General features: G+C 70.4%; 19 protein-coding genes. 8 read left to right on the top strand and 11 right to left on the bottom strand.

Translation table 11 applies throughout. The features are described 5' to 3' along the window. Nucleotides 1-52: 52 nt before the first annotated feature. Genes IF188_RS02870 through IF188_RS02860 form a run of 3 tightly spaced genes read left to right on the top strand, consistent with a single transcriptional unit; the run spans nt 53 to nt 3,500 of the window. Nucleotides 53-1,732 carry a circularly permuted type 2 ATP-grasp protein gene (locus IF188_RS02870; protein ID WP_191170238.1) on the top strand — a complete coding sequence of 560 codons (1,680 nt, stop codon included), beginning with the start codon at nt 53-55 and terminating at the stop codon, nt 1,730-1,732. Next, nucleotides 1,726-2,658 (top strand): alpha-E domain-containing protein, encoded by a 933-nt coding sequence (locus IF188_RS02865; protein WP_191170237.1) that lies wholly within the window; start codon nt 1,726-1,728, stop codon nt 2,656-2,658. The genes IF188_RS02870 and IF188_RS02865 overlap by 7 nt, the downstream gene beginning before the upstream one ends. Then, nucleotides 2,655-3,500 (top strand): transglutaminase family protein, encoded by an 846-nt coding sequence (locus IF188_RS02860; RefSeq protein ID WP_191170236.1) that lies wholly within the window; start codon nt 2,655-2,657, stop codon nt 3,498-3,500. Before IF188_RS02865 ends, IF188_RS02860 begins: the two co-directional genes overlap by 4 nt. 24 nt (nt 3,501-3,524) lie before the next feature. On the opposite strand, the gene IF188_RS02855 is transcribed toward IF188_RS02860, so the two are convergent. Continuing rightward, nucleotides 3,525-3,671, bottom strand: a complete 147-nt coding sequence (locus IF188_RS02855; RefSeq protein ID WP_191170235.1) for a hypothetical protein — start codon at nt 3,669-3,671, stop codon at nt 3,525-3,527. A 127-nt stretch (nt 3,672-3,798) separates the two neighbouring features. On the opposite strand from IF188_RS02855, the gene IF188_RS02850 reads away from it, so the two are divergent. Continuing rightward, the gene (locus IF188_RS02850; RefSeq protein WP_224751297.1) at nt 3,799-4,869 is read left to right on the top strand and encodes a LacI family DNA-binding transcriptional regulator; all 1,071 of its coding nucleotides are present in this window, start codon (nt 3,799-3,801) and stop codon (nt 4,867-4,869) included. Between the two features lie 136 nt (nt 4,870-5,005). After that, a complete protein-coding gene (locus IF188_RS02845; RefSeq protein WP_191170234.1) occupies nt 5,006-9,064 on the top strand; it encodes a S8 family serine peptidase in 4,059 nt (1,352 codons plus the stop codon). A 55-nt stretch (nt 9,065-9,119) separates the two neighbouring features. Here the strand turns inward: IF188_RS02845 and IF188_RS02840 are convergent, their stop codons facing one another. The 4 genes from IF188_RS02840 to IF188_RS02825 all read right to left on the bottom strand — a co-directional run bounded on the left by IF188_RS02840 (nt 9,120) and on the right by IF188_RS02825 (nt 14,289). Further along, nucleotides 9,120-10,142 carry a helix-turn-helix transcriptional regulator gene (locus IF188_RS02840; RefSeq protein ID WP_224751296.1) on the bottom strand — a complete coding sequence of 341 codons (1,023 nt, stop codon included), beginning with the start codon at nt 10,140-10,142 and terminating at the stop codon, nt 9,120-9,122. Between the two features lie 37 nt (nt 10,143-10,179). Continuing rightward, entirely contained in the window at nt 10,180-11,181 is a 1,002-nt protein-coding gene (locus IF188_RS02835; RefSeq protein WP_224751295.1) for a LacI family DNA-binding transcriptional regulator, read from the bottom strand. Nucleotides 11,182-11,233: 52 nt separating this feature from the next. Beyond that, the gene (locus IF188_RS02830) at nt 11,234-12,880 is read right to left on the bottom strand and encodes an MGH1-like glycoside hydrolase domain-containing protein (protein ID WP_191170232.1); all 1,647 of its coding nucleotides are present in this window, start codon (nt 12,878-12,880) and stop codon (nt 11,234-11,236) included. A gap of 86 nt (nt 12,881-12,966) precedes the next feature. Beyond that, nucleotides 12,967-14,289 (bottom strand): ABC transporter substrate-binding protein, encoded by a 1,323-nt coding sequence (locus IF188_RS02825; RefSeq protein WP_191170231.1) that lies wholly within the window; start codon nt 14,287-14,289, stop codon nt 12,967-12,969. Nucleotides 14,290-14,577: 288 nt separating this feature from the next. On the opposite strand from IF188_RS02825, the gene IF188_RS02820 reads away from it, so the two are divergent. From IF188_RS02820 to IF188_RS02810, 3 genes are all read left to right on the top strand, one after another. Next, on the top strand, nt 14,578-15,528 hold the full coding sequence (locus IF188_RS02820) for a carbohydrate ABC transporter permease (protein ID WP_396652730.1): 951 nt from the start codon (nt 14,578-14,580) through the stop codon (nt 15,526-15,528). Between the two features lie 67 nt (nt 15,529-15,595). Next, nucleotides 15,596-16,507, top strand: a complete 912-nt coding sequence (locus IF188_RS02815) for a carbohydrate ABC transporter permease (RefSeq protein ID WP_191170230.1) — start codon at nt 15,596-15,598, stop codon at nt 16,505-16,507. An 11-nt stretch (nt 16,508-16,518) separates the two neighbouring features. Beyond that, on the top strand, nt 16,519-17,886 hold the full coding sequence (locus IF188_RS02810; protein WP_191170229.1) for a Gfo/Idh/MocA family protein: 1,368 nt from the start codon (nt 16,519-16,521) through the stop codon (nt 17,884-17,886). A 39-nt stretch (nt 17,887-17,925) separates the two neighbouring features. Here the strand turns inward: IF188_RS02810 and IF188_RS02805 are convergent, their stop codons facing one another. The 6 genes from IF188_RS02805 to IF188_RS02780 all read right to left on the bottom strand — a co-directional run bounded on the left by IF188_RS02805 (nt 17,926) and on the right by IF188_RS02780 (nt 25,438). Next, the gene (locus IF188_RS02805) at nt 17,926-18,921 is read right to left on the bottom strand and encodes a serine hydrolase domain-containing protein (protein WP_191170228.1); all 996 of its coding nucleotides are present in this window, start codon (nt 18,919-18,921) and stop codon (nt 17,926-17,928) included. After that, the gene (locus IF188_RS02800; RefSeq protein ID WP_224751393.1) at nt 18,918-20,282 is read right to left on the bottom strand and encodes a rhamnulokinase; all 1,365 of its coding nucleotides are present in this window, start codon (nt 20,280-20,282) and stop codon (nt 18,918-18,920) included. The genes IF188_RS02805 and IF188_RS02800 overlap by 4 nt, the downstream gene beginning before the upstream one ends. Before the next feature lie 280 nt (nt 20,283-20,562). Next, nucleotides 20,563-22,599 carry a bifunctional aldolase/short-chain dehydrogenase gene (locus IF188_RS02795; RefSeq protein ID WP_191170227.1) on the bottom strand — a complete coding sequence of 679 codons (2,037 nt, stop codon included), beginning with the start codon at nt 22,597-22,599 and terminating at the stop codon, nt 20,563-20,565. Nucleotides 22,600-22,691: 92 nt separating this feature from the next. Next, a complete protein-coding gene (locus IF188_RS02790; RefSeq protein WP_224751294.1) occupies nt 22,692-23,756 on the bottom strand; it encodes an alpha/beta hydrolase fold domain-containing protein in 1,065 nt (354 codons plus the stop codon). A gap of 111 nt (nt 23,757-23,867) precedes the next feature. Continuing rightward, entirely contained in the window at nt 23,868-25,034 is a 1,167-nt protein-coding gene (rhaI, locus tag IF188_RS02785) for an L-rhamnose isomerase (RefSeq protein ID WP_191170226.1), read from the bottom strand. After that, nucleotides 25,031-25,438 carry an L-rhamnose mutarotase gene (locus IF188_RS02780; protein ID WP_191170225.1) on the bottom strand — a complete coding sequence of 136 codons (408 nt, stop codon included), beginning with the start codon at nt 25,436-25,438 and terminating at the stop codon, nt 25,031-25,033. Before IF188_RS02780 ends, rhaI begins: the two co-directional genes overlap by 4 nt. Between the last annotated feature and the right edge of the window lie 141 nt (nt 25,439-25,579).

Raw genomic sequence — 25,579 nt, 5'->3', positions numbered from 1 at the left:
GCAGGCGCGCTCCGAAACATGTCGGCAATCAGCGCCGCATTAGGCTCTTCGCATGGGTGATCTGTTCGACGGCTACGGCTCGACGCTCGCGCCGCGCAAGACGCCCTCGGGGGTGCCCGCGTTCGACGAGATGTTCGGGAGCCCGGCCCACCCCGGCGCTCCGGCCGAGTCGCGCGAGGCCTATCGAGAGCTGTACCAGGCGCTGGCCCAGATGACGCAGGAAGAGCTGCGCGGACGCACCGATTCGCTCGCCAGCTCGTACCTCGCCCAGGGCGTCACCTTCGACTTCGCGGGCGAGGAGCGGCCGTTCCCGCTCGACGCCGTGCCGCGCATCATCGCGTTCGACGAGTGGTCGCGCATCGAGGCGGGGGTCAAGCAGCGTGTGCGCGCGCTCGAGGCGTTCCTCGCCGACGCGTACGGCAACCAGCACTGCGTGCGCGACGAGGTGCTCCCCGCCCGGCTGATCTCCAGCTCGCAGTACTTCTATCGCCAGGCCGCCGGCATCCAGCCCGCCAACGGCGTGCGGATCCAGGTGTCGGGCATCGACCTCATCCGCGACGAGCACGGCGAGATGCGGGTGCTCGAAGACAACGTGCGCGTGCCGTCGGGCGTCAGCTACGTCATCTCGAACCGGCGGGTCATGGCGCAGACCCTGCCCGAGCTGTTCGTCTCGATGCGCGTGCGGCCCGTGGGCGACTACCCCAACAAGCTGCTCGCGGCCCTGCGCGCTTCGGCGCCGGCGGGTATCGAGGACCCCAACGTCGTCGTGCTGACGCCCGGCGTCTACAACTCCGCGTACTTCGAGCACACTCTGCTCGCGCGCCTCATGGGCGTCGAGCTCGTCGAGGGGCGCGACCTGCTGTGCGTGGGCGGCAAGGTGTTCATGCGCACCACGCGCGGGCCCCAGCGCGTCGACGTCATCTACCGTCGCGTCGACGACGACTTCCTCGATCCGCTGCAGTTCCGCGCGGACTCGATGCTCGGCGCCCCCGGGCTCATGCTCGCGGCGCGCCTGGGCAACGTCACGATCGCGAACGCCGTCGGCAACGGCGTCGCCGACGACAAGCTGCTGTACACCTATGTGCCCGACCTCATCCGGTACTACCTGGCGGAGGAGCCGATCCTCAAGAACGTCGACACGTGGCGTCTCGAAGACCCGGGCGCGCTCGAAGAGGTGCTCGACCGGCTCGACGAGCTCGTCGTGAAACCCGTTGACGGCTCGGGCGGCAAGGGCCTCGTGGTCGGACCCGACGCCTCGCCCGCCGAACTCGACCGCTTGCGCCGGCAGCTGCAGTCCGACCCTCGCGGGTGGATCGCCCAGCCGGTCGTGATGCTCTCGACGATCCCGACGCTCGTCGAGGACGGCATGCGCCCGCGCCACGCCGACCTGCGTCCGTTCGCCGTCAATGACGGCGAAGACGTCTGGGTGCTGCCCGGCGGCCTGACCCGCGTCGCGCTCCCCGAAGGGCAGCTCGTCGTCAACTCCAGCCAGGGCGGCGGGTCGAAGGACACCTGGATCGTCGGCGGCGCCGCCCCGGGAGCCGTCGAGTACAGCCACGGCCGCGGCGTTCCCGAGCTCGTCGCCGACCAGGCGGCCAACGTGACGGCTGCGATCCCGATCGTCTACGACGCCCAGAGCGAGCCCACGCACTCTCCGCAGGACCCCGGCAACGGCACCCACGCGCAGCACGAGCAGCAGCAGCAGGCGCAGGACGGAGGGGCGTCATGCTGAGCCGCATCGCCGAGAGCTTGTTCTGGATCGGGCGCTACATCGAGCGCAGCGACGGCACCGCCCGCATCCTCGACGTCCATCTGCAGCTGCTGCTCGAAGATCCGTGGATCGACGAAGACACCGCGTGCCGGTCGCTGCTGAGCGTCATGGGGTCGCTCCCGCCCGAGGGCGTCGAGCACGTGCGCCGCGAGGACGTGCTGTCGCGCCTGGCCGTCGACCGCATGAACCCGTCGAGCATCGCCTACGCCCTCACCGCCGCGCGCGAGAACGCCCGTCGCGCCCGCGAGATCGTCTCGACCGAGCTGTGGGAGACCCTCAACACCACCAACGCCCGGATGCCGCGGCGCCTGCAGAACGACCGCGTGCACGAGTTCTTCCAGTGGGTGCGCGAACGGGCGGCCCTGGCCGTCGGCATCCACGACTCCTCCATGAGCCGCGACGAGGCCTGGCAGTTCTTCACGCTCGGCCGCAGCATCGAGCGCACCGACATGACGGCACGTCTGCTCGCCACCCGCTCGCTGACCGAGGCGTCGGGCCCGTCGTGGACCACGATCCTGCGCTCGTGCGGCGCGTACGAAGCGTACCTGCGCACGTATCGCGGCATGCCCAGTGCGCGCAACGCGGCGGAGTTCCTGCTGCTGGACCGCCTCTTCCCGCGGTCGATCATCTACTCGATCCAGCGCGCCGAGGAGTGCATGAGCGCCATCGATCCGCGCGCCGACCGCGTCGGCCACTCCAACACCGTGCTGCGCGCCCTCGGTCAGATCCGCAACGACCTGGAGTACCGGCCGATCTCCGAGATCCTGAGCGAGCTGCCCACCCACATGGACCGCGTGCAGCAGGTCACGCGCGAGGCGTCCGAGGCGATCCGCGGCCGGTTCTTCCCGACGCAGGCCGAGCCGAGCTGGATCGGAGAGATCTCATGAAACGGCTGCGCATCGAGCACCAGACCGGGTTCAGCTACGGTGGCGACGTCACGGCGTCGTACAACGAGGCGCGCATGCTGCCGGTCTCGACCGACAGCCAGTTCGTGCTCAACTCGTCGCTCGACATCGAACCGTCGACGTCGGTCAATCAGTATGTCGACTACTTCGGCACGCGCGTCGCCGCGTTCGACGTGCTGTCGCCCCACTCCGCGCTGTCGATCACGGCGCGCTCGCTCGTCGAGGTGCGCCCCCGCCCGCTCGAGCACATCGACGTCACGTGGGACGGACTGGCCCGCGAAGCGAACCGCTCGATCGAGACCGTCGAGCAGCTGTCGCTGACGAACCGCACCCGCCCGCACGACGAGGTCGCCGAGCTCGCCCGCTCCATCGCGGCGCAGCACGACCATCCCGGCCGCGCCGCGCACGCCATCGCGGTGGCGGTGGGGGATGCCGTCGAGTACATGCACGGGGTGACGGGAGTGCACTCCACCGCCGCCGAAGCCTGGGAGGCCCGCAAGGGGGTCTGTCAGGACATCGCGCACATCACCCTCGGCGCCCTGCGCGTCGTCGGGATCCCGGCGCGCTACGTCTCGGGGTACCTGCACCCGCGGCCGTCGGCCGAGGTGGGCGTCGCGGTCACGGGCGAGTCGCACGCGTGGATCGAGTGGTTCGCGGGGGAGTGGCAGGGCTTCGACCCGACCAACAACATCGAGATCGGCGACCGCCACGTTCTCGTCGGGCGCGGCCGCGACTACAACGACGTGCCCCCGCTGCGCGGCGTCTACGCGGGACCGTTCAAGAGCAGCCTGCACGTCAAGGTGACGATCACCCGCGAGGCGTGATCATCAGTCGTCTGGGCCGGCTCGTCAGGCCGGCGGGCTGTCGGGGTCCAGCGTCTCGAGGGTCTCTTCCTCCGCGGGGTTGTCGGCCTCGAGCTGCTGCTCGGTGATCTCGTCGCCCCCGATCGGATTGTCCTGGTCGGGGTCGTCTTCGCCGTGGGGTCGCGCATCCATGAAGCCACCGTGGCGCCTTCACGAGCCCGGTCACAGGGACTTGACGGCCGCGACGGACTCTGCATCGAACAGCCCCGCCGAGCCGGGGTACGTTTGCACTGCAGAAGCCGGTGTCCGAAGGAGAAGCATGACGGGTCCGACGCCCTCGCCAGGCGCCGCAGATGCGGCGTCCGGAGCCTCGGGGCGCATGGGCCCGGGCACACCGGCGCGGCGAGCGACGATCGAGGACGTCGCGGCGCGGGCGGGCGTGTCGCGCGCCGCCGTGTCGAAGGTGCTGCGTGACGCGTACGGCGTGAGCGATTCGATGCGGGAGCGCGTGACGGCGGCGATGGCCGAGCTCAACTATCGCCCCAGCATCGCCGCGCGTGCCATGCGCGGGCGCACGTACACGATCGGCATCGAACTGCCCGACCTCGCCAACCAGTTCTTCACGCGCATCGTGCGCGGCGCCACCTCGGCGCTCGAGGGCACCCCGTACCAGATCATCCTGGCGCCGGCCGAGACCGGGTCCCGGCTCGGCTACCGTGCTCTCGAAGCCCTCGTGGACCGCCAGGTCGACGGGCTCATCGCGGTGTCGCCGCGGGTCGACGAGGACGCGCTCGAACGGATCGCGGCATCCGTCCCCCTCGTGATGTTCGGGCGGCTCGACACGTCGGACAGGTACGACGTCGTCGCCGGCGACGATCTGGGCGGCGCGCGACTGGCGCTGCAGCATCTGTTCGATCTCGGTCACACCCGCATCGCCCACCTGACGCTGCCGAGAGAGGACCCGGATGCGCCGTACCCGCACAGCGGGCGCCTGCGCGAGTATCTCGCGGCGATGGCCGCGCGCGGACTCGAACCCGAGGTGTGGGGCACCCAAGACGGTGCGGATGCCGCGTACCGGACGACGCGCGAGGCGATCGACCGAGGCACGCGGGCGACGGCGGTCTTCGCCGCACACGACGAGCTGGCCTTCGGCGCGATGCGCGCGCTCTCCGACACCGGCGCCGACCTGTCGGTGATCGGCTACGACGATGTGGCGATGGCGTCGCACCCCGGGATCGGCCTCACGAGCGTCGACCAGCCGGGCGAGCGCATGGGCGCCCGCGCCGTCGAGATGCTGCTGGAGCGCATCGCGGGCCGCAGCACCGCGGTGCGCGAGGTGTTCGAGGCCTCGCTCAAGCCCCGCGCGTCGACGAGGCCGCCGCGCGACTGACCCCGGGTGTCGACTTCGCGCCATGTCGTCGTCTCGCCAGCCTCTCGGCTAGGGAAACCGCCTGCCGCGGTGTGAGAGTCGAAGGGCAGACCCGCGGCACTCGTCGCCGGGGTGACAAGCCCTTCCGGAGATTCCCATGAAACGCTCCACCTTCCCTCGCGCGCTCGCTGCCGTCGCAGCGGGCGCCGTCGTCGTCGGCGGGCTCATCCCCGTCGCGGCGGTGGCCGCCCCTCATCCTGCGTCGGATGCCGCAGCCATCCTCGCCGGGCTGACCGACGACCAGCGTGCCGCTCTCGATGCTCTCGGCGCGATCGACGTCGATCCGCTCAACTTCGATGAGAAGACGCTCGCTTCGTCCGACCCGGTCGGGGTGATCGTGTCGTTCACCCAGCAGCCCGCCGACGTCGAGCGCCTGCTCGCCGCCGAGGACGGCGTCGACCTGCCGAAGGACGCTGCTCGCAAGAAGGTCGCCGACTCGCACCGTCGCTTCGCAGAGGACGTGGCGCAGATCTTCACGGGCGAGGACGGGGCCGCAGCGGCGCCGACGATCGCCGCCGAATACACCGAGGCCTTCAACGGAGTGAGCCTGACGCTCCCCGGCGACCAGGTGGAGAAGCTCCTCGACTCGGCAGAGGTCAGCTCTGTGTGGCCCGATGCAGAGGTGACCGCTCTCGGCGGTCGCAGCGCGGCGGCCGAGCCGACAGCGGCCGACGTGCAGGACGGGATCGCCGCCGGACTGGCGAAGCTGCACGCCGACGGCGTCACCGGCACCGGGATCAAGGTCGGCATCATCGACACCGGCATCGACTACCACCACCCCGATCTGCAGGCCGTCTATGCGGGCGGCTACGACTTCGTCGACGGTGACGACGATCCGATGGAGACCACGTGGGAGGACTGGAAGTCCTCGAAGAAGGCCGAGGTGTCGAACGGCAGCACGTACTACACCGAGCACGGCACGCACGTCGCCGGCATCATCGCCGGGACCGGTACGACGACCGGATCCGCACAGGGCGTGGCTCCGGACGCGCGCGTCTACTCGTACCGCGTGCTCGGGCCGTACGGCTCGGGCAGCACCACCGCGGTGCTCGCGGGTATGGACCGCGCGCTCACCGATCGCATGGACGTCGTCAACATGTCCCTCGGCGCGTCTGTCAACGACCCGCTCAGCCCGCAGTCGATGGCAGCCAACAACCTCGTGCTGGCCGGCATCACGACCGTCGTCGCGGCAGGCAACGACGGCAGCGACGCGTTCACCATCGGTGCGCCGGCGGCTGCCGCCCTGCCCATCACGGTCGGCGCGAACGACTCGCCGCTCGACCTGCCGGCGGCCACCATCACCGCCGACGGCGCCGAGGTGCAGGGGCGCCTGCTCGCGCAGCCGTACAGCGACCCGTTCGGCCCGCTCGCCGGCACGTTCGACATGTTCGACGGCGGGATCGGCAACGGCGCCGGCTACACGGGAGACGTGCCGCAGGGCAAGGTCGCGCTCGTGCGCCGCGGCGAGATCACGCTGAACGCGAAGGTCGAGTATGCCAAGCAGCGCGGGGCCGTGGCCGTCATCGTCGTCAACGAGGCCGGGTCGACGGGGCACATCCCGGCATTCCTCGGGTCGGGCACGAAGTTCGTTCCGGCGTTCTCGGTCACCGACGAGCAGGGTGCCGCGCTGTACGCGGCACTCGCTGACGGCTCGGCAGCGGTGACCTTCGCCCCCGATGGGACGCTGACACTCGGCGACGGCTCGCTCGCGTCGTTCAGCTCTCGCGGGCCGGTCAACGGCACGATGGCGATCAAGCCCGAGATCACGGCACCCGGTGTCAGCGTGCTGTCCAGCATCCCTCTCGACATCGTCGACCCGCAGGGCACCGACTACACGAACGCCTACGCCTACCTGTCCGGCACCTCGATGGCGACGCCATACGTCGCGGGCGTCGCGGCGCTCGCTCTGCAGTACGACCGCACGCGGACACCGGAGCAGGTCAAGCTCGCGCTCATGAACACCGCGGCCGCCCCGCCGGTCGACAGCAGCGTCTACGAGGTCGGCGCCGGTCAGGTCGACCCGCTCGCCGCCGTCACGGCGAAGACCGCCGCGTGGGTGGATGCCACGACCGAACTGGAGCTTCCCGACCAGACCACGGTCGATCACCCCTACCGCACCGGTGCCCTGGACTTCGGGCTGGTCGCCGTCGGTGTCGGCGCCGCGCGCTCCGCGACCGTCGAGGTGGCCGCCCCGTCCCCCGCGAAATATGCGGTCGCGGTCCGGTTCACGCAGGGCTCCGGGACGTCGATGGATGCCGCCGCCAACGGTGTGCGGCTCACCGCTGCCAAGAGCACGGTGACCGCGTCGAAGAACGGCGGCAAGGTGACGTTCGACCTCGAGGTTCCCGCGAGTGCGGCCAAGGGATACTACGAGGGGGATGTCGTCCTCACCGCGTCCGGGGTGGACCCGATCGAGATCCCGTTCGGCCTGCGCGTCGCTGATCGCGGCATCGCGGATGTCGACATGGTCAAGTCGGTCGTGACGAACCGGCAGGGCCAGGACATGTCGGTCGTCGGCGAGGCGACGAATGGCCAAGCGGTCTTCGGCTTCAAGCTGGCCGGGCAGATCGACCACATGGACATCGTCTTCGCCGATGCCGACGGCAATGACCTCGGCGTGGTCGGTACCGTCGACACGCAGCCGCTGCTCGAGGACCGCTGGTACGGCTACGTGAACCTGCTGGGGCAGTACTACCCCTTCACAGGTGACGAGGCCGCGCCGGTCAGCCACCGTCCGGTCTGGGCGACGCAGGGCGCGTACACACTGAAGCTCATCGGCGTGGACATCGACGGCAACACGTTCCAGACCACGCGGCCGCTGTTCGTCGACACGACCAGCCCGGTGTACGACGACGGACTCGCGGCGTACAGCATGGCGCGCCCCAAGGTCGTCCGCGTCCCGGCGGACGCGACCGAGTACACGATGAGGGCGTCACTCGTCGACGGCGAGCTCGACCAGATCCGTGCCGCGGGCATCGACCTCGCGCAGTCCGACAACCGGCTGTACTTCACGCGTTTCACCGGCGCCCCCGAGGGACTCTGGTACCCGGATGCGAGCGGGGCGGTCAACGGCAAGGTCACACTGAGCCCCGGCCCGGCGACCAGCGTGCGCATGTGGGCCGCCGACGCGGCCGGCAACGTGAGCACCCGCCAGGAGGTCTATCTGCTGCGAGACGGCTACCCATACGTCATCGGGGAAGCCGATGCGGCCTGGGCCCGTCCGGGCGACGTCGTGACGTACACCTTCACAGCGCACGACACCCAAGCCTGGTCGAGCTACGCCATGGACCTGCGCTACAGCCCTTCGTCGACCGAGATCCTCTCGATCGAGAAGACCGACGAACTCGCTGCGGTGGCTTCCGGTGAGGTGACCACGACGGAGCGCACGGTGTCGAGCCAGGTCGTCAAGAAGATCAGCGTCGCGATGGACGACACGGCGGGAGTCACCGCGGCCGAGCTGCCGACGTTCCGTGTGACCTTCAAGGTGCTCGACGGCGGCTACATCGAGCAGACCGGGTTGTACTCGGGCGGCGTCTACGCGACGTCGCTGACCGGTGGCAAGGCCCCCCAGGTCGTGTACCCGGGCACCCGCTACCTCAACCCGGTGTCATCGGCCATCATCCAGCCCGCGCCGCAGGCGCTCCTCACGCAGTCGTTCGCGTTCGACTACGCGAACCGCGACTACTCGACCGTGGGCACCGTCGGCACGCTGACGCTTCCCGACGGCACGGCCAAGACCTGGACGTTCGACGCGAAGGGCGGCGCCACGCTGGATGGACTGCCGTACGACGACGAGAAGGCCGCCGCCGTCGTCCGCACCCCTGGTCACTTCGCCTGGTATCAGGACATCGACCTCGCCACGCACGGCGAGTTCGGGCTCGCGGGTCAGCGGTTCAGTACCATTCCCGCGCTGCTCGCCGGCGACGTGAACGGCGATGACGTCATCGACGTCAAGGATGCGGCGGCGATCTACGCCGCCCGGGGCACGGCCGACCGCGGGGCGGACGTCAACCTCGACGGCGTGGTCGATTCGGACGACCTGCAGTGGGTCATCACCAACTGGTTCGCCCGCAACGTCACGGCCGAGCACGTGCCGGTGCCGGTGTCGAAGGACAAGGGGCAGACGCTCAACAAGATCGTCGCGTCCATGCCCTGACGGTCGTACGAGGCAGGGGCGGTCGGTCGCGAGCCGGCCGCCCTTCGCTGTTCCGCTAGATCCAGTTGTTGCGCATCGCGTGCCACCCCAACTGCACACGCGAGGTCACCTGCGCGCGGTTCATGAGCGCTCGCAGCCGCCGCTGGATGGTGCGCGGCGACGTGCCGAGCTGACTTGCGGCCGCGGCATCGGTCAGCCCGGCCAGCATGAGCTGCAGCACCCGCCGGTCGTCCGTCGACAGCTGTGCACCGTCGCTGAAGTACGGGCGTGCGTGGCGCCACGTCGTCTCGAAGAGCTGGGCGCCCAGCACGACCAGCGGCGCACGCAGGACGACCGACGCGGTGCCGCTCACCTGGATCATGCCCAGCTCGCCGTCGACGATCACGAGCTTGGCGAGCGGGTCATCGACGATACGGACCTCGTGGCCGAGCGCCAGCCGCTCGTCCAGCGCGCGGATCGCGGCGGGCTCGGTGAGGAAGTCGCTGTCGACGACGACGCGGTAGCGCACCCCGTCATGATGCGCGGCGGCGGGCTCCGCAAGGGGATCGAAGCCGGTCGAGGCTTCGGGTTCCGCGTCGGGCTCGGGCGGATCCTCGTAGATGCTGTCGGCGACGGGCACCACGAGGTTGCGTCCGGTCTGGAACACGTCGATCGATCGGTGCGCGCCGCTCTCGAGCCTGCTGATCCAGGCGGCCTGCGCGGACCGGCCGTCGACGAACTCGACGAGGTCCGACGCGGCGGCGGCCGTGTGCTCGCGCCGGTAGGCTTCGACCAGCTCGAGGAACGCATCCTCGGCGCGACGCAGCCGATCGCGCGACCGCGCCACCATGGGCCCGATCGCGAGCTCCGGCGCGACGGCGCGCCAGCGCGACTCGGTCGGCGATGCGGATGCCGGTCCCGTGGGCTCGAGGACGATCAGGCCGAGATCCCGCAGGTGCGCGATCGCACCGTCCGCGATCGGCGCGGGTATCGCGAGCGCCCTGGCGAGGTCGGACGCGCTCGCCGAGGCGTGGGCGATGAGGAACCGGTAGACGGCGTCGTCCGAGCCGGAACTCTCCAGACCGAGATCCCGCAGCATGTTCCCATTCTCACTGAGGTCGCCCGCCCGGTGACGCTCAACCTCGCGGCGCCGCCGTCGAGCGGCGCACCTCCAGACGGGGCTGGAAGACGACGTCGTGCTCGGGCGTCGTGCCCTCGATGAGCGAGCGCATGCGGCTCCACGCGAGCGCGCCGAGCACCTCGTGCGGCACCGACGCCGTCGTCAGCGATGGCGACATGAAGCGGGCGAACGGGATGTCGTCGAACCCGGTCACCGAGAGGTCGTCGGGGACCCGCACGCCACGCTCCACGAGGCCATGCACGAGACCCACCGCGACGAGATCGTTGAAGGCCAGCGCGGCTGTCGCCTTCGACCGCACCACCGCCTCGACCGCGTCGAGGCCGCTCTCGCTTCCAGGACCGCCGGCGACCCGCTCGACCGTGACGCCCTTGACCGACGCGCGGAAGTCGTCGAGCCCCTGCAGCCGCTTCTCGTTCGCCACCCCTGGCGGCCCTTCGACGTACACGAGCCGCCGGTGGCCGAGCGAGTAGAGATGGCGGGCGAGCGCCTCGAAGCCGCTGCGCGAGTCGACCGACAGCGTCGGGGCGGTGACCGACGGGCTCGACCGGTTCATCAGCACGACGGGGCCCAGCGTCTCGGTGGTGCGCACGAGAGCGTCCTCGGCCATGCGCGGTGCGCACAGCACCAGCGCGTCGCAGCGACGACGGATCTCGGCGGCGAGCAGCGGCTCGTCCTCGGGGATCTCGGCGGAGTCGGCCACGAGCACGCGGTACCCCTCGTCGCCCGCCGCCTTGCTGAGGCCGGAGAGCACCGCCTGGAACGACGGGTTGGCGAGGTCGGGCACCAGGAACGCGATCGCGTTCGTCTGCCCGAGGGCGAAGCTCCGGGCGAGGTGGTTGGGCGAGTATTCGAGTTCGCGTGCCGCCGCGCGCACGCGGTCCGCGATCTCGGGCTCGCCGAGGAAGCGGTCGTTCATGACCCGCGACACCGTCGCCGGCGACACCCCGGCGTGCCGGGCGACCTCGGCGATCGTCGTCGCTCGGGTGCGTCTGACCAAGGAGGTCTCCTCTCGCGGGCGCTCCGGCCCCCTCTGCCGCAGCGCCTTCATCCTAGAAGCGCGGCGGTGTGAATCCCGGGCGATGCCAGCCCGTCGGTTGTCCGTCGGCCACCGACACGTGGTCGTTCGGCCCGAGTGTGAGCGCCAGCGGGGGCGCAGCATCCATTCGCAGCTCTCCCGAGACGACCGCCGGCGACAGCCCCACGACGCCGGTGATGCGCCCGTCGCGCCCCACGACCACGCGCCAGCCGCGGGGGAAGCGCAGCCATAGGAGCCCCTCCCGATGCACCTCGACCCTTTCGTCGTCTGCGGCGAGCTCGTAGCGCGTTCCGCCGACGGTGCGGGCGGCCGCGGTCGCGGCGGCAGACTGACCGTGATCCAGTCGCGTGGGCGGCATCCCGCTCAGCCACACCTCGCCGTCCGCGCGCGGCAGCACGCCGCAGTCGGTCTCGAGGGCGTCGAGCAGCCACAGCATCGCGGGGGAGTAGCCGTTGGTGTAGCCGGCGTCGCCGGTCCACGGGTCGAGGCACTGCGCGAAGCGGTCGTGCCCGGCGGCCGCTCCGAGGACGGCACGGTGGACGAGGCCGAGCTCGGCGTGCCGGCCGTGGTCCGCGAATGCCTGCGGCGCGCGCAACAGTGTCAGATGGTTGACGGGACCCGCCCACGAGTTGCGGGTGTGATCGCCGTCGAAGCGCGGGTCGTCCATCGCGATCGAGGTGAAGCCTGCCTGCGACAGGAATCGCCGGGTGTTCATGAGGTGGCGCTCCAGCGCGCGCTCGAAGAAGTCGTCGTCGCCGATCCCGCACGCCAGCACGCGCAGCAGCACGTCCGACGCGATCCGCACGTGCCCGTCAGGCGTGCGGTCGTAGAACATGCCGTCGGACTCGTCCCAGCACTGGTCGAACAATGCGCGGACGGATGCTGCCGCCCGCTCCTGCCACGGCGCCCCGTCTTCGCCGAGCTCGGCCGCGATGAGCGCCAGGTGCTCTCGCTGACACGCGACGTTCGCGGCGAGATCCGGCGCGATGCGGGGCAGCCCGGGGACGTCCGGGTCGAAGCGCGCCGGATCCCCGCGGAAGCAGCGCTCGGGCACGTGCCAGAAGCGCGGCGACAGGTCGTGGCCGGTGTCGAAGGTGCAGAACGCCTCGACGGCACCCGTGCCGCGCGTATCGCGATGCTGCGCGAGCCACGCGTCGTGGAGCGACATGGCGTCGTACATGCGCCGCAGGTAGTCGCGGGCGTCCGGCGTCCGGCCGGAGCGCAGGTAATGGTGCCAGACTCCGCGCGCGAGCGGTGTCACCATCTGGATCTGCGTGAACGCCGCACCATCCGCGGTGACCTTGTAGGGCAGCAGTCCGTCCTCGCGCGCCAGGTCGGCGAAGAGCAGGTGCGTGGCCCGGGTGACGGACGGTGCGAACCGGTCGAGGATCTCGGCGCTGATGGTGGCGGTGCTCTCCAGCCACGCGCCCGGGTATGCCCCGCCCTCGAACAGGGCGTCGACGCCGGCCAGCGGCCCGATGCACTCCGCAAGCTCGCCCAGTGCACGGTGCCAGCGCTCTTCGATGCCGCCGCCGAGCGCGGCGAACCCGACTCCGCTCCGCTGCAGTCCGGCGTGCAGCGGACTGGAACTCGGGATGCCGGCACGCCCGGCGGCGTCGGTCTCTCGCAGCCGTGCCAGGGCGTCGTCGATTGCAGCCATTGCGCCTCCGTGGTCGTGGTCGTATCGCGACCGGGAAAGAGGCGTGCGGGCGGCTCCGCGGAGAAGCCGCCCGCACACCTGAAGGGTCAGTCGTTCGCGAGCGACGCCGTCAGCTCATCGACCCACTGCTGTGCGCCGTCGGCGGCAGAGGTGTTGCCGAAGAGGATGTCGGACTCGATGCGCTGTGACAGCTCGTTGAGGATCGACCCGCCCGCCGGCTGCGGGGGAGCGACGACGCCGACGTCGAGCACGGATTCCAGGTACTCCGCCGCCTGCGTGTCGGCCGGGGCCAGCAGCGGCTTGACGACCGCGAGCGTCTCGGGGTTGAACGGCAGACCGCGGTTGGCGAGGATCACCTTCGCCGGCTCGGGCTGATTCAGCAGCCAGTCGACGAGCAGGGCCGATGCCTCCGGGTGCTTCGTGCTCGCCGCGATAGACCAGAACTGCGAGGGCAGCACCGCCACGCCCGAGCTCTTGGTCGATGTCGGCGGGGCGACGATCTCGACGTCGCCGCCCGCTCCGCCCCCGTACGAGCCGATCTGGTTGCTGTAGGCGAACGACATGCCGGCCTTGCCGGTGCCGAAGAGCGTCTGGTCGGGTGTCACGTTCCAATGCTCGACGATGACCGACGGGTCGGGCAGGCCGCCGTCGGCGACCAGCTGCTGCTCCATCTCGTACCAGTCCTGGATGGTGTCGGCGTCGACGGCGAGGTCTCCGTCCCAGTCGTAGATGCCGGTGTCGACGTACTGCGCGACGTAGGTGCCGAGGATGTCCTGGATGCGCAGATCGAGTCCGACGACGCCGTCGCCGGCGTTCGCGGTGATCTCGTTGGCCGCATCGATGAAGTCGTCCCACGTCCACGTGCCGTCGGGCAGGTCGACGCCGGCCTTCTCGAACACGGCCTTGTTGACCAGCAGGCCGATCGCGTTGCCACCGGTCGGCAGGCCGTACAGCGTGTCGTCCACGGTGGCGTTGGTGAGCGTGAAGTCCGGGTAGGCATCGGTGGGCAGCTGTTCGCTCACGGTCGAGAGGTCGAGCAGCGCGCCCGCGTCGCCGTACTCCTGGGGCTTGGCGCCGCCGAGTGCGAACACATCCGGCGCGGTGCCCGAGGCGAAGTCCGTCGCGAGCCGGTTGAACAGGTCGTCGGGAGCGCCGACGGGCTCTTCGACGACCGTGATGTTCGGGTACTCCTCTTCGAACATGTCGATCGCCTCGGCCATGATGGCCGCGCGCTCGTCGTTGCCCCACCAGGCGATGTGGAGCTCGACCTTCTCGTCGGGATCGAACCCGCCGGTGGGTGTCGCCTCCGCGCCCGTGCCGGTGCCGGAGCAGCCGACGAGTGCCAGGGTGGCGGCGAGGGTCGCTCCCATCGCGACCCGTGTCGCGATGGGACGTGCGTTACGCGTCATTGCGTCTCATTTCTTCGTCGTGCCGGTGGGCTCCGGCATCGGGTGGCAGCGCCGGTGGCGGGACGTCACCGGTGGCATGGAGAAACCGCTTTCACCGGAAAGTAGCAAAGCCGGGCATGGCTGTCAATTGTTGTGACCGGCACGCTATTGAATCCCGCGCGTCGCGGTGCGGCATCCATTCCGCGAAATACTCACGATGATCGACGTTTGACCTTCCTGCACGCATCGGGTAATACTGATGCCCACGGTGAAACCGCTTTCTCGGTTTCCGGCGACGAGGAGGTCCCCGTGAGCAGCATCGGCGAGCTGCGCCAGATGGCGGTGCAGGCGCGACGCAGCAGATCCGGCGGCGCGAAGACGAAGAGCAGGAACCCCGACAACAAAGCCGGGCATCTGTTCCTGGCGCCCTGGCTGATCGGGCTCATCGTCTTCACGATCGGCCCGATGATCGCATCCCTGTTCCTGGCGTTCACGGACTACAACCTGCTGCAGCCGCCGACATGGGCGGGGCTCGACAACTTCGCTCAGATGATGGGCGATGCGCGGCTGTGGAACTCGCTGCGCGTGACGCTCGTGTACGTGATCGTGTCGGTGCCGCTGCAGCTTGCGCTCGCGCTCGCGGTGGCCGTGGTGCTCGACCGCGGCATGCGCGGGCTCGCCTTCTACCGGTCGATCTTCTACCTGCCCAGCCTGCTCGGCGGCTCCGTCGCGATCGCGATCCTGTGGCGTCAGGTCTTCGGCAAGGAGGGGCTCGTCAACGCCTTCCTGTCGTGGTTCGGCATCGAGGGTCCGGGCTGGATCTCACATCCCGATTTCGCCCTGGCGACGATCATCATCCTGCACGTGTGGACGTTCGGGTCGCCGATGGTGATCTTCCTGGCGGGCCTGCGCCAGATCCCCGAGATGTACCACGAGGCGGCCCAGATGGACGGCGCCGGGCGGTTCCGCCGCTTCTTCTCGATCACGCTGCCGCTGCTGACGCCCATCATCTTCTTCAACCTGGTGCTGCAGATCATCTTCGCGTTCCAGTCGTTCACGCAGGCCTACATCGTTTCGGGAGGGACCGGCGGCCCGTCGGACTCGACGATGTTCTTCACGCTGTACCTGTACAAGCAGGCCTTCACCGAGCTGAACATGGGCTACGCCTCGGCGATGGCCTGGCTGCTGCTCCTGGTGATCGCGGCCTTCACTGCCATCAACTTCTGGTTCTCGAAGTACTGGGTCTTCTATGACGACTGACGCGTCCGTCACCGAGTCCCCGCCCGTCAGCGAGAATCCGCCCGTCCGCCGAGGAGCACGAACCCCCATGACCACCCTCCAGGAAGTCGCGACGTCCCGCGCCGTCGAGCCTCAGGATGCCTCCGACCGGCGCCGACGCCGGCTGCGACGTCGCAGCAACGTCCGGTCGGTGATCAAGCACATCACGCTGATCGCGCTGTCGATCCTGATGATCTACCCGCTCATCTGGCTCGTGGTGTCCTCGCTCAAGCCCAACAGCGAGATCTTCACGGACCTCGGGATCTTCACGACGAACCTCACGCTCGACAACTACGTCTACGGGTGGACGTCGCAGCAGCTGCCGTTCAGCCACTTCCTGATCAACTCGACGATCCTCGTGATCGGCGCGACCATCGGCAACCTGGTCTCGTGCTCGCTCGCCGCCTATGCGTTCGCACGCCTGAAGTTCTGGGGTCGCAACGCGTACTTCGCGATCATGCTCGGCACCATCATGCTGCCCTTCCACGTCGTGCTGGTGCCGCAGTTCATCATCTTCCGGCAGCTCGGGTGGCTTGAGACCTTCCTGCCGCTGATCGTGCCGAAGTTCCTCGCGGTGGACGCCTTCTTCATCTTCTTGATGGTGCAGTTCATCCGCGGCCTGCCGAAGGAGATCTTCGAGGCGGCCCGCATCGACGGCGCAGGGCACCTGCGCATCTTCGGCCAGGTGACGCTGCCGCTCATGGTGCCTGCGCTCGCGACGACGGCGATCTTCACCTTCATCTGGACGTGGGGCGACTTCTTCGGCCCGCTGATCTACCTGCGCACCCGCGAGAACTTCCCGGTGTCGGTGGCGCTCAAGGGATTCATCGACGCGCAGTCGTCGTCGAACTACGGCGCGATGTTCGCGATGTCGGTCGTGTCGCTCATCCCGCTGTTCCTCGCCTTCCTGCTCGGCCAGCGGTATCTGGTCAAAGGGTTCGCGACATCGGGGATCAAGTGAAGGGCGCCGCAGTGGCACGGACGAGATACGCGCTGGTGGGCACCGGCAGTCGGGCCCAGATGTACATCGACGCGATCGCCGGCCCGCACGCCGATGTGGCAGAGCTCGTCGCGTGGACCGACCCCAACCCCGGGCGACTCGATTGGCACGAAGCGCGGCTGCGCGCACGCGGCGCGGCGGTGCCCGCGCGCTTCTCGCCCGACCGGCTGGCGGAGACGGTCGCGCGCCGGGACATCGACCGCGTCATCGTGACCTCACCGGACTTCACCCACGCCGCTCATGTCGTGACAGCGCTCGAGGCCGGCGCCGACGCCGTCGTCGAGAAGCCGCTCACCACGAGCGAGGAGGGCGTCCGGCTCATCGCGGATGCCGCAGCTCGGACGGGCCGGTCGGTCACGGTCGCCTTCAACTACCGCTACTCGCCGCGCAACTCGGCGCTCAAAGAGGTGGTTCAGTCCGGGCGCATCGGCGAGGTCACCTCGGTGCACTTCGAATGGCTGCTCGACACCTCGCACGGCGCCGACTACTTCCGCCGCTGGCACCGCGAGAAGGACAAGTCCGGCGGCCTGCTGATCCACAAGGCGTCGCACCACTTCGATCTCGTCAACTGGTGGCTGGACGACGCACCCGCCCGCGTCTTCGCGAGCGGCGGGCTGCGCTTCTACGGCGCCGGCAACGCGGCGGCCCGCGGACTCGGTCCCCGACCGGCGCGGGGATCGGAGGACTCCGCGCTGCGCGACGCGTTCAGCCTCGACCTGCGCGATGATCCCGAACTCCGAGGGCTGTACTTCGAGCAGGAGGGTCACGACGGCTACCTGCGCGATCGCGACGTGTTCGGCGACGGCATCACGATCGAAGACAACCTGTCGCTCGTCGTCGACTACGCGCGCGGCGCCTCGATGTCGTACTCGCTCAACGCCCATTCGCCGTGGGAGGGCTATGTCGTCGGTGTCAACGGCACGCGCGGCCGGGCAGAGCTGACGGTCGTCGAGCGGGGCGATGTGCGCCTCGCGGCCAGCGGGCGCCCGACGGCGATCGTCGACCCGAGCGCCCACCCGGACGCCGCCGGCGGCGACGAAGTGCGCCCGGTCGCCGAGCATCTGGTGGTCCAGCAGCACTTCGAGCCGGCCCGACGCCTCGTCATTCCCGACGGGGCCGGCGCGCACGGCGGGGGAGACGCGCAGCTGCTGACGGAGCTGTTCCGCGGTGTCGGGAACGATCCGCTGGGGCGCGCGGCGACGTGGCACGACGGTGTGCGATCGGTCGCAGTGGGCCTCGCCGGCAACCGCTCGCTGGCCACCGGTCAGGCGGTGCGGGTGGATGAGCTCGACCTCGGTGAGGCGTCGTCCGCTCTCACCCAGGAGGCGCTCACGCGGTGAGCGGCGCGGCGCCCTGCGGGAGCGCGGCGCTCAGGCCGGTCAGAGCGCCGACACCACCGCGTTGTCGAGCTGGTCGGCGTCGACTCCGGGCCGTTCGGCCTGGTTCGTCAGGAGCACGTAGACGACGCCCGCTGTCGGGTGCACCCAGAACTCGGTGCCCGCCCAGCCCGCGTGGCCGTACACATCGCGGTCGATGAGCCCCGGTGCGCGCGTGCGCAGGTTCAGCGTGAAGCCCCAGTCCTGCCCTGCCGAGGCGGGATACGGGTCGAGCCGAGGGATGTCGCCGGTGAGAGGGCGCCGCATCATGGCGAGGGTGGCGGGCTGGATGACCCCGTCGCGCTCGCCGCGGCCGATGCGCAGCAGGGCGGAGCCCAGTGCGAGCAGGTCTGTCGCGGTGCCGATCATGCCGGCGCCGGGATTGCGATGGCTCGCGAAGCCCCGCATGTCGAGGCCGAGCCGTTCGGCGTCGACGACGGTGTGAGGGCCGGCGCCGGGGTCGAGCGTGAACCCGTCGGCACCGAGCTCGCCGGACCACGCCGAGATGTCGGCATCCCACTCCCATCCGGCAGCGTGCCGCACGAGCTCGACGATGCCGTCGAACGCCACCGTCGAGTAGCGCGAGGCCGCGCCGGCCGCGAAGTCGCGTCCGGGCGCGAGCAGCGCGGCGCGCAGGCCGTCTGCGGGATCCAGCGTCGGCTCGGGGATGCCGGCGGTGTGACTCACGAGGTGCGCGAGACGTACGACGTCGTCGGCGTCGCGGCCGGCGCCGAACGCGGGGAGCGCATCGGTCAGCGGCGTCTGGGACGTGAGGAACCCGCGCTCGACGGCGCGCGCAGCGGTGATCCCGGTCAGGACCTTGGTGATCGAGAACAGCCAGTACGGATCCTCGGCCCGGGCGCGGCGCCCGTCCGTCGCGCCGAACGCGTCGAGCGCGACGACACCGTCCGCCGTCGCGACGCCCAGCACCGCGGTCGGCAGGCGCCCGGCTGCGACATGCCGGCGCGCCCAGTCGAACGCAGCGTCGTAGCCGGTCACGCGTGCGGCTCGTAGCGCTCGGGAGAGGTGGATGCCGCCACCACGCGCCGCAGGTCTTCCAGGGTCGCGTCGGGTCCGAACCAGCCGTGGGCGCGCGCCTGCACCAGCACGTTGCCCAGGGCGGTCGCCTCGACGGGGCCGGCGAGCACGGGCAGCCCCGAGCGGTCGGCTGTGGCCTGGCACAGCAGGCGGTTGAGCGCGCCGCCGCCGACGACGTGGATGACGTCCACGTCGCGGCCGGTCAGCCGCGCGGCCGTCGCGACGGCGTCGGCGAACGCCTGTGCGATGCTCTCGACGATCGTGCGCGCGAACGCCGCGCGCGTGGCGGGCACGGCTGCGCCGGACTCGGCGATCACCGCGGCGATGCGGGCCGGCATGTCGCCGGGCGCCGACAGCCGCGGATCGTTCGCATCGAAGAGCGGGATCTCACCTGTCACGGCAGCGGCCTCGGCCAGCAGGGCGGGAAGGTCGATCGCGGCGCCGTCCTCCGCCTCCCACGTGCGCACCGCCTCGCTCAGCAGCCACAGGCCCGTCACGTTGTGCAGGAACCGCACGCGCCCGTCGACGCCGCCCTCGTTGGTGAAGTTCGCCTCGCGCGCCTCGTCGCTGACGACAGGCGCGTCGAGTTCGACGCCCACGAGTCCCCAGGTGCCGCACGAGATGTAGGCGGCGTCGGGGGTGCTGAGCGGCACGGCCACGACCGCCGACGCGGTGTCGTGCGAGCCGACCGCGATCACCTCGAGCGGCGCGCCGATGCGCTCGCGCGCCTCACCGCGCAACGTGCCGAGCACATCGCCCGGATCGACCAGGGGCGGGAGGACGGATGCCGGAATGCCGAGGCGCTCCGCCAGCTGCAGGTCCCACTGGCCGGTGCCGACGTGGACGAGCCCCGTCGTCGACGCGTTGGTGCGTTCGGCGACCCGCGCGCCGGTCAGCAGGAACGCGACCAGGTCGGGGATGAGCAGCGACACCTCGGCGTCGGTCAGCCGCTCCTCGACCGCGTACTGGTACAGCGTGTTGAAGGGGAGGAACTGCAGACCGTTGCGTCGGTACAGCTCGGTGAACGGGGCCGTCGCGTGGACGGCATCCACCCCCCGCGCCGTGCGCTCGTCACGGTAGTGGAACGGCTCGCCGAGCACCTCGCCGCCGTGGACGAGGCCGTAGTCGACCGCCCACGAGTCGATGCCGATGCTCGCGATGCCGGGCTCGCGCCGCAGCGCCTCGGCGAGGCCCTCGACGATGTGCCGGTACAGCGCCGTGAAGTCCCAGTGCAGTCCGCCGTCGGGGCCCTCGACGGGTCCGTTCGGGAACCGCGCGACCTGCTCGAGCCGCAGCACGCCGTCGCCGACGTAGCCGAGCATGACGCGCCCGCTGGTCGCACCGAGGTCGACCGCCGCGACGACCCCTGGGCTCACGCGCCCCGCGGCGTCACGCGGCGCGCCGGCACCCTGCGAAGTGGGCGTGGGCGCGGTCACCGGACGCTCCTCTTGCCGCGCTTGCCGCCGTTGCCGCTCTTGCCGCTGTTGCCGCCGGCATCCCTCGCCGACAACGCGGTTTCTCGCCGAGCAACCCCGGTATCGACGCCGACAGCGTGGTCTCTCGCCGAGATCGCGGGTTCTCGACGGGGAAGGGTCACGCCGGTCATCGCAGGAAGGCGGCGGCGACGCCGGAGTCGACGGGGATGTGCAGGCCCGTGGTGCGGCTGAGCTCGGGGCCCGTCAGGACGTAGACGGCGTCGGCGACGTTCTCGGGCACGACCTCGCGCTTGAGGATCGTGCGGTTGGCGTAGAACTGGCCGAGGTCCTCTTCCTTGACGCCGTAGGTCGCGGCACGGTTGGCGCCCCAGCCGGCGGCGAAGATGCCGGAGCCGCGGACGACGCCGTCGGGGTTGATGCCGTTGACGCGCACGCCGTGCTCGCCGAGCTCGACCGCGAGCAGCCGCACCTGGTGGGCCTGGTCGGCCTTCGTCGCGGAGTACGCGATGTTGTTCGGGCCGGCGAAGACGGAGTTCTTCGACGAGATGTAGATCACGTCGCCGCCCATCCGCTGCTCGATGAGGGCCTTCGCGGCCGCCTTCGACACGAGGAACGAGCCCTTGGCCATGACGTCGTGCTGCAGGTCCCAGTCCTTCTCGGTGGTCTCCAGCAGCGGCTTCGACAGCGACAGCCCGGCGTTGTTGACGACCAGGTCGATGCCGCCGAACGCGAGCAGCGTCGCGTCGATCGCGGCCTGCACGCCCTCGGCATCGGCGACGTTCGCGGCCACCCCGATCGCGACGTCGGTGCCGCCGAGCTCGGCGGCCGCGGCCTGCGCCTTCTCGAGGTCGAGGTCGGCGACCACGACGCACGCGCCCTCGGCGGCCAGGCGGGTCGCGATCGCCTTGCCGATGCCCGACGCGGCGCCGGTGACGAACGCGATGCGGCCCTGGTGGGTCTTGGGCTTGGGCATCCGCTGCAGCTTCGCCTCTTCCAGCGCCCAGTACTCGATGCGGAACTTCTCGGCGTCCGTGATCGGCGCGTACGTCGACAGCGCCTCGGCGCCGCGCATCACGTTGATCGCGTTGACGTAGAACTCGCCGGCCACGCGCGCGGTCTGCTTGTTCGCGCCGTACGAGAACATGCCCACACCGGGGATCAGCACGATGAGCGGGTCGGCGCCGCGGATCGCGGGCGACTCGGCGGTCGCGTGCGCGTCGTAGTACGCCTGGTAGTCGGCCCGGTAGGCCTCGTGCAGCTCGGCCAGGCGGGCGATGGATGCCTCGACCGTCGCGTCGGCCGGAAGGTCGAGGATCAGCGGCTTGACCTTCGTGCGCAGGAAGTGGTCAGGGCAGCTGGTGCCGAGCGCCGCGAGGGCGGGCGCCTTCACGGACGCGAGGAAGTCGGTGACGACGGCCGCGTCGGTGAAGTGGCCGACCATCGGCTTGTCGGTCGACGCGAGCCCGCGGATCGTGGCGGCCAGCGCGGCGGCCTTCGCCCGGCGCTCGGCCTCGGGCAGCGCCTCGAACCCGGCACGAACTCCTCCGAACGGGTCGGCCGTGCCGTTCGCGTCGATGTAGGCCTGCGCGGTCTCGATGATCCACAGCGAGTTGGCCTCGGCCTCATCCGACGTGTCGCCCCACGCGGTGATGCCGTGACCCCCGAGGATCGTGCCGATCGCCTGCGGGTTGGCCGCCTTGATCGCGGCGATGTCCAGCCCGAGCTGGAAGCCGGGCCGGCGCCACGGCACCCACACGACCTTGTCGCCGAAGATCTTCGCGGTGAGCTCTTCGCCGTCGGCCGCGGTCGCGATCGCGATGCCCGCGTCGGGGTGCAGGTGATCGACGTGCGCGGCATCCACGAGGCCGTGCATCGCGGTGTCGATCGACGGGGCGGCCCCGCCCTTGCCGTGCAGGCAGTAGTCGAACGCGGCGACCATCTCGTCCTCACGCTCCACGCCCGGGTACACGTCGACCAGCGCGCGCATGCGGTCCAGGCGCAGCACCGCGAGCCCCTCGGGCTTCAGCGTGCCGAGGTCGCCGCCCGAGCCCTTCACCCACAGCAGCTCGACCGGCTCGCCGGTGACCGGGTCGGTCTCGGTGCCCTTGGCCGAGGTGTTGCCGCCGGCGTAGTTGGTGTTCTTCGGGTCGGCGCCGAGGCGGTTCGACCGCGCGATCAGCTGCTCGACGGCTTCGTTCGTCATGTCATGTCCTTCGGGTTCGTGGTGCTCCGCGGTCATTTCGTGCGGTTCGCGGACGGTGGATGCGCAGATGGTGACTGCGGAACAGGAGGGGTCTAGGGCTCCGCAGTCACTTCTTGCGCAAGAGCGGTGGTCGGGGCCGCAGAAGGTGACTGCGGAGCCGTGGCCGTGCGCGTTGCCGAAGCGGCGGGCACGGAGGGGGCGGCGGGCGCGGGGTGTGCGGCGGGCGCGGGGTGTGCAGTGGGCGCGGAGGAGGCGGTGGGCGCGGGGTGTGCAGCGTGCGTGGCGTGCGCGGAGGGTGCGGTGGGCGCGGCGGCCGCGGCGGACGCGGGCAGCGCGGCGAGGCGCTCCGCGAAGCGGGCGAGGGTGAGGGATGCCGCCGGCTCCTGCGGACGGTTCAGATGGCCGTGCTCGGTGCCCGGCTCGGTCACCACCTCGATGGGGCGGCCGGCGGCGAGCAGCGCCGCGGCGAACGCCTCGCCCGAGACCCGGAGCTCGTCGACCTCGCCGTTGACCATGAGCGTCGGCGGGAACTGCACGAGGTCGACGGGGCGCGCGAGGCCCGGGATCGCACCGAGCGGCGCACGATCGACCGGGCCGCCGAGGTAGTTCTCGTACATCGCGAGCACCATGTCGGGCTTGAACCGGTCGGCTTCGGGCTGCGCATCCAGTGCGGCGCGCAGGTCGGTGTCAGGAGCGGGCTGCACCGCGAGGAGCGTCGGGTAGGCGAGCAGCGCCAGCGCGGGACGCACCTCGGCGCGTCGCTCGATGAGCCGCAGCGCGGCGCCGGCGGCGAGGTTGCCGCCCGCGCTCGTCCCGCCGATCGCCAGGCGCGCGCGGTCCATGCGCAGCCGGTCGGCGTTGTCGACGGTCCACGCCCACGCCGAGAGCATGTCGTCGGAGGCCGCGGGGTAGTGGTGGCCACCGGGCGCGCGGCCGCCGGCATCCCACCCCTCGGGAACCGGGGCGAGACGGTAGTCGACCGAGACGACCGTCGTGCCGCGCGCGGCAAGCTGCGAAGCCACCCAGTCGGACTCGGGCATGTCGAGGTCGCCGAACGCGAAGGCGCCGCCGTGGGCCCACAGCAGGCCGGTGCCGTTCGGCTCGCGCGCGGGATAGACGCGCACGAGGCCGTCGGCGGCGGAGTAAGGCTCGCTCATGTGGGTCCTTCGGAGTTCGGGCCGGCTGCGATGCCGGGATCGAAGTGAAGTGGTGCACCCGGGGCGCGGGGATCGGCTTCCCGCACCCCGAGTGGGTCTGACTGCCAGGGCTTACGCGCCCCAGCCGGCCTGCGTGCCGCCGACGCGGTCGGCAGCGATCTTCGACTGGTAGCCGGATGCCGCGTACGCGGCCATCGGGTCGGCCGCGAGTCCGCGCGACTCGCGCCACGCGGCCAGGGACGGGCGCACGTCGGTGTAGAACGCGTCCATGAAGACGGCGTTGGCCGCCAGCACGTCGTTCGCCTGCTGGGCGGCGGCGAGGGCGTCGCGGTCGACGAGCAGCGCGCGCGCCGTCATCTCCTGGACGTTGAGCACCGAGCGGATCTGCCCGGGGATCTTGTCTTCGATGTTGTGGCACTGGTCGAGCATGAACGCCACGTCCGGGTTGTTGAGCCCGCCGCCGCGCACGACCTCGAAGATGATGCGGAACAGCTGGAACGGGTCGGCCGCCCCCACGATGAGGTCGTCGTCGGCGTAGAAGCGCGAGTTGAAGTCGAACGAGCCGAGCTTGCCGAGACGCAGCAGCTGCATGACGATGAACTCGATGTTCGTGCCCGGCGCGTGGTGGCCGGTGTCGAGGCACACCATCGCCTTGTCGCCGAGAGCGGCCACCTGGGCGTACGAGGTGCCCCAGTCCGGAACGTCGGTGTGGTAGAACGCCGGCTCGAAGAACTTGTACTCCAGCACGAGGCGCTGCTCATCCGACAGACGGTCGTAGATCTCCTGCAGCGAATCGTGCAGGCGGTCCTGACGAGCGCGCATGTCTGCCTGGCCGGGGTAGTTCGAGCCCTCGGCGAGCCAGATCTTGAGGTCGCGCGAACCGGTCGCGTGCATGATGTCGATGCACTCGAAGTGGTGGTCGATGGCCTTCTGGCGGATGCGGTCGTCGTGGTGCGTGAGCGCCCCGAACTTGTAGTCCTCGTCCTGGAAGGTGTTCGAGTTGATCGTGCCCAGGGTCACTCCGAGGTCCTCCGCGTGGCGGCGAAGGTCGGAGTAGTCCTCGACCTTGTCCCACGGGATGTGCAGTGCGACGCTCGGGGCGAGCTTCGTGTAGGCGTTGACCTGCGCGGCGTCGGCGATCTTCTCGTACGGGTCGCGCGGCGTGCCGGGCGTGGTGAACACGCGGAAGCGCGTGCCGGAATTGCCGAATGCCCAGCTGGGCAGTTCGATGCCCTGCCCCTCGAGCGTGGTCAGGATGTCGGGTGACAGCGTCGTCATGATGCGGTGCTCTCGTTCTCGTGCGGGTTCTCGGATGCGGCGGCCGCAGCCTGCGCCGCTGCCAGTTGGTCGTGCAGGTGGAAGATCTCGGTGAGGGGAGTGGATGCCTGATCCGGCCGGCCCTCCAGACCGACGAAGAAGCGCGCCATCTCGGCCTCCCAGCGGGCGGCGACCTCGGAGTGCGCCAGGTACGCCTGGGCCGCCTCGTCGTCGTCGGTCTCGTAGTACCCGATGAGCCGGCCGCCCTCACCGAGGAACAGTGAGTAGTTGCGACGGCCCGCCGCGGCGATCTCGGCGAGCATCTCGGGCCAGACCGGCGTGTGGCGGGCGATGTATTCGTCCAGCAGCTCGGGGCGGACCACGAGCTGGAAGCACACGCGCTTCGTCGCGGTGGGGCTGGTCATCGTCGACTCCTGGTGGTTCCTGGATGCCTCGGGCCGAGGCATCCATCGCGGTCATTCATGAATCGTTTCAAACTATAACCTGTCGAGCGCGGTGCACGCAACGGGAGAACGCTTACCGGCGTGCGTCGACGGGTTCGCGCC

The organism is Microbacterium helvum (assembly GCF_014779795.1).
Classification (GTDB): Bacteria; Actinomycetota; Actinomycetes; order Actinomycetales; family Microbacteriaceae; genus Microbacterium; species Microbacterium helvum.
The sequence above is the reverse complement of the archived record's forward strand: the minus strand, read 5'-3'. Positions and strand labels throughout refer to the sequence as shown.

Excerpts from the sequence above, each read along its gene's own strand:
- IF188_RS02870 (WP_191170238.1), top strand. The coding sequence starts at position 53 with ATGGGTGATCTGTTCGACGGCTACGGCTCGACGCTCGCGCCGCGCAAG.
- IF188_RS02865 (WP_191170237.1), top strand. The coding sequence starts at position 1,726 with ATGCTGAGCCGCATCGCCGAGAGCTTGTTCTGGATCGGGCGCTACATC.
- IF188_RS02860 (WP_191170236.1), top strand. The coding sequence starts at position 2,655 with ATGAAACGGCTGCGCATCGAGCACCAGACCGGGTTCAGCTACGGTGGC.
- IF188_RS02855 (WP_191170235.1), bottom strand. The coding sequence starts at position 3,671 with ATGGATGCGCGACCCCACGGCGAAGACGACCCCGACCAGGACAATCCG.
- IF188_RS02850 (WP_224751297.1), top strand. The coding sequence starts at position 3,799 with ATGACGGGTCCGACGCCCTCGCCAGGCGCCGCAGATGCGGCGTCCGGA.
- IF188_RS02845 (WP_191170234.1), top strand. The coding sequence starts at position 5,006 with ATGAAACGCTCCACCTTCCCTCGCGCGCTCGCTGCCGTCGCAGCGGGC.
- IF188_RS02840 (WP_224751296.1), bottom strand. The coding sequence starts at position 10,142 with ATGCTGCGGGATCTCGGTCTGGAGAGTTCCGGCTCGGACGACGCCGTC.
- IF188_RS02830 (WP_191170232.1), bottom strand. The coding sequence starts at position 12,880 with ATGGCTGCAATCGACGACGCCCTGGCACGGCTGCGAGAGACCGACGCC.
- IF188_RS02825 (WP_191170231.1), bottom strand. The coding sequence starts at position 14,289 with ATGACGCGTAACGCACGTCCCATCGCGACACGGGTCGCGATGGGAGCG.
- IF188_RS02815 (WP_191170230.1), top strand. The coding sequence starts at position 15,596 with ATGACCACCCTCCAGGAAGTCGCGACGTCCCGCGCCGTCGAGCCTCAG.
- IF188_RS02800 (WP_224751393.1), bottom strand. The coding sequence starts at position 20,282 with ATGCTCGGCTACGTCGGCGACGGCGTGCTGCGGCTCGAGCAGGTCGCG.
- IF188_RS02795 (WP_191170227.1), bottom strand. The coding sequence starts at position 22,599 with ATGACGAACGAAGCCGTCGAGCAGCTGATCGCGCGGTCGAACCGCCTC.
- IF188_RS02790 (WP_224751294.1), bottom strand. The coding sequence starts at position 23,756 with ATGAGCGAGCCTTACTCCGCCGCCGACGGCCTCGTGCGCGTCTATCCC.
- rhaI (WP_191170226.1), bottom strand. The coding sequence starts at position 25,034 with ATGACGACGCTGTCACCCGACATCCTGACCACGCTCGAGGGGCAGGGC.
- IF188_RS02780 (WP_191170225.1), bottom strand. The coding sequence starts at position 25,438 with ATGACCAGCCCCACCGCGACGAAGCGCGTGTGCTTCCAGCTCGTGGTC.